The 2831-nt window shown below is 64.0% G+C and carries 4 protein-coding genes; all 4 read left to right on the top strand.

Annotated elements, in window-relative coordinates; all coding sequences use genetic code 11:
• Nucleotides 1–23: 23 nt before the first annotated feature.
• Nucleotides 24–404 (top strand): HAD family hydrolase, encoded by a 381-nt coding sequence (locus JOZ76_RS26910; RefSeq protein ID WP_291703811.1) that lies wholly within the window; start codon nt 24–26, stop codon nt 402–404.
• On the top strand, nt 388–693 hold the full coding sequence (locus JOZ76_RS26905; RefSeq protein ID WP_291703810.1) for an HAD family hydrolase: 306 nt from the start codon (nt 388–390) through the stop codon (nt 691–693). Before JOZ76_RS26910 ends, JOZ76_RS26905 begins: the two co-directional genes overlap by 17 nt.
• A gap of 87 nt (nt 694–780) precedes the next feature.
• The gene (locus JOZ76_RS26900) at nt 781–936 is read left to right on the top strand and encodes a hypothetical protein (protein ID WP_291703808.1); all 156 of its coding nucleotides are present in this window, start codon (nt 781–783) and stop codon (nt 934–936) included.
• A 683-nt stretch (nt 937–1619) separates the two neighbouring features.
• Nucleotides 1620–2381, top strand: a complete 762-nt coding sequence (locus JOZ76_RS26895) for a dienelactone hydrolase family protein (RefSeq protein ID WP_291703806.1) — start codon at nt 1620–1622, stop codon at nt 2379–2381.
• The last annotated feature ends 450 nt before the right edge of the window (nt 2382–2831 follow it).

The raw sequence follows: 2831 nt of genomic DNA, 5'->3' as shown, positions 1-2831 counted from the left end.
GAGAATGCCCAGTGGGCTGACCGATGACGCGCGCCATCATCTTCGATTTTGATGGCGTCATCGCCGACAGCGAGGTGCTGTCCAACACCGTGCTTGCGGAGGTCGTGACGGAGCTCGGCGTGCCCACAACGCTCGAGGACGCCTATCGCGATTACATGGGCAAACGATTTCACGACGTGATTGCCGCGATCGAACAGACGGTCGGCCGAAGCCTGCCCGCATCCTTCGCGGAAGCCTATCAGGAGCGGACCTTGATGCGATTCAGGCAAGGTCTCGCGCCGATCGTCGGGGTCAAGGAATTCATCGCGACATTCGCCGATCTGCCGCGCTGCATCGCCTCGTCCTCCTCGCCGGACAGGCTCGCCCTTTTGTCTCGACGTTCTTCGCATGACGCCGCTGTTTGAAGGCCGCGTCTTCAGCGCCTCCAATGTCGCGCGCGGCAAGCCCCACCCGGACATTTTCCTGCATGCGGCGGAGAAAATCGCCGTGTCGCCGCACGATTGCATCATCATCGAGGACAGTGCCGGCGGGGTTTTGGCGGGGCGTGCGGCCGGCGCCACGGTGATCGGTCTGCTGGCGGCAGGACATATCTGCGATGGCCATGCCGATGCACTCAAAAATGCCGGCGCGCATTATCTGGCGAGCGATTATCGCGCCGTGGAAGCCATCATCCGCGATCTGCTGGCCGCATGACATGGTCTGGACGGAACATCGGCTTGCGCCATCGCGTTGATGGGCCGGGGCAGGGCTGATCCAAAAGCGCAGCAATGGAGAGGCGCCTTGCCTAGCGAGAACGATCTGGAAGGCCATCAGGATCAAGGCGGCAAGCATGGAGGACAGGCGGGCCTGCCAAAATCTCCGCGGCCTCCGAAGACGACCGAACGCGACGAGGATGTGATCCGCAAAGATCAGCGGCAAGGCTCCAAGGACCGCTGATACGCGCCGGCCGGCTGCCGGGCCACGGCTTGCTCTGATGCCGCGATCCCGAATCGGTTCCGAATGCTGCCGCAAATGGAGAGTATGGGTCCGAGCTTTCACAGGGAGGCTTCCATGCGGATATCAGCTTTCCCGATTGTCATAGTTCTGGCTGTTGGCTCGTTCGCGGGCTTTGCACAACAGCTCCCGGATGCCGGTCCAGGTGCCGCTGCAGGTCCTGGACCCGCCCTCTCTCCGCCGCCCTTATCGGCCCCACCCCCACCTGCGACGCCGTCGCTCGGCATCGCACCGCCGCCGGCTGCGCCTGCGCCGTCGGCCGCGGGTGTTGCAGCACCGGCGGCCGGCCAATCGCCGCAAAATGTCGGCGCCAGTCAAGGTAATGCCGGCGGAGATGTGGCCTCGACGGCAACCGTGAAGGCTGTGCCTTGCAGCAGGTCGGCGCGCGAAACGGACGGCACCACCACCTGCATCGGGATTCCCGACCCGGCGTCGCGGCGCAGGCGCGGCCACTGAAGCACAGGCGGGTCCGGCGAACCGCGCAGGCGTAGGCCGAATTTTTTCGGCGAGACTGCGCGTGCCGTAGTATTGTGATACCGGAGAGCAGCGGGCGCGATTTGCGCCGACGCCAAACGCGTCCGCGCCCGCTTGGCAGTGGCGTGCTTGAAATCACCGGAAGGGGGCGAATGATCAGCCGCAGAAGCATTTTGGGCGGGCTTGCACTTGTTGCCGCCTCCCGTCCCTTGCATGCGAAAGATCCCGAAGCGCTCAACCTTGCGGCCAGTGAAGGCGACGTCGCTCTGACACGCTATGCGGCAGAGGGATCGGGAAAGCGCGCCGGCGTCGTGGTTCTCCATGGCGCACGCGGTATCGAGCTCAAGCCGCGCGCCTACGAGCGCTATGCCAATGCGCTGATCGCCCAGGGCATCGATGCCTATTTGATCCGCTACTACAGTCCGGTCGATGATCTCGCGCGTGAGAAACTCACGACATCGGAGGCCCGACAGGCCTACCAGGCGGAGCGCTTCGACGCATGGACCGGCCGGGTGTCGTCCGCGGTCACCGCGATCCTCGCAAGGCCGGACAGTTCCGGCCGTCTTGGCCTGCTCGGCTTCTCGCTCGGCGGCTTCGTCGCTGCGGTGGCGGCGGCTCGTGACAACCGTATCACGGCGCTGGCCGTGCTGTATGGCGGCATGCCGGAGCAGATCGCGCCTGAGGTGAAGCACCTGCCGCCTCTCCTCGAGCTCCACGGCGACGCGGACCGCAACGTGCCGTTTGCGCGGGGCGAGGCGCTGGTCAAACTCGCCAAGGCTGCAGGAGGGGAGGCCGAACTCGTCACCTATTCGGGCAAGGGCCATGCCTTCGATTTTTCGGACACAGATCCCATGGCAAGTGATGCGGTCGATCGCGTCGTGCGGTTCTTTCAATCCCGCCTGCAGGCCGGATAGCGCGATCGCTGCATGGCGCGCCACAGGGATTGATGAGACGCGGCAAACTCGCTGCGGCTGTTGCGATCACCAAGCCGACGCTGTCGGCGCGGTTCGCGATGCCAAGTGCAACGGACCGGGTCTCTTCGGAGAGCCCGGCGGATGCAGGTCACGGTCGCGTTGATGAAATTCTGCTTCGGGCGTCATGCTGACCTAACCTTGCATTTGAAGGGATGAGAAGGGCCGTCCGCCGCTTCCTGTTCTCAGGAAATCGGCAGCTTGCTTCGTTGCCCACAGCGGTCGAAGAATACTCTTCGACCGCTCTCACGCTTGATCTTGGCTATGCAGCCTGAGCCGCGGCGCGCTTTTTCGCGTATTCCACCTTGGTCATTGCAACCGCATCGGGATTGCCGAGCTCGCTGATATTGATTCGATAAGTTTCTCTGGCGGAGAGGGCTACAAGCGCGGCGA

Origin of the sequence: Bradyrhizobium sp. (assembly GCF_019244115.1) — a bacterium.
GTDB lineage: Bacteria > Pseudomonadota > Alphaproteobacteria > Rhizobiales > Xanthobacteraceae > Bradyrhizobium.
This window is presented reverse-complemented; position numbering and strand designations above follow the sequence as displayed.

What these genes read in the sequence shown, in the direction of transcription:
- JOZ76_RS26910 (WP_291703811.1), top strand. Translation starts at nt 24, where the DNA reads ATGACGCGCGCCATCATCTTCGATTTTGATGGCGTCATCGCCGACAGC.
- JOZ76_RS26905 (WP_291703810.1), top strand. Translation starts at nt 388, where the DNA reads ATGACGCCGCTGTTTGAAGGCCGCGTCTTCAGCGCCTCCAATGTCGCG.
- JOZ76_RS26895 (WP_291703806.1), top strand. Translation starts at nt 1,620, where the DNA reads ATGATCAGCCGCAGAAGCATTTTGGGCGGGCTTGCACTTGTTGCCGCC.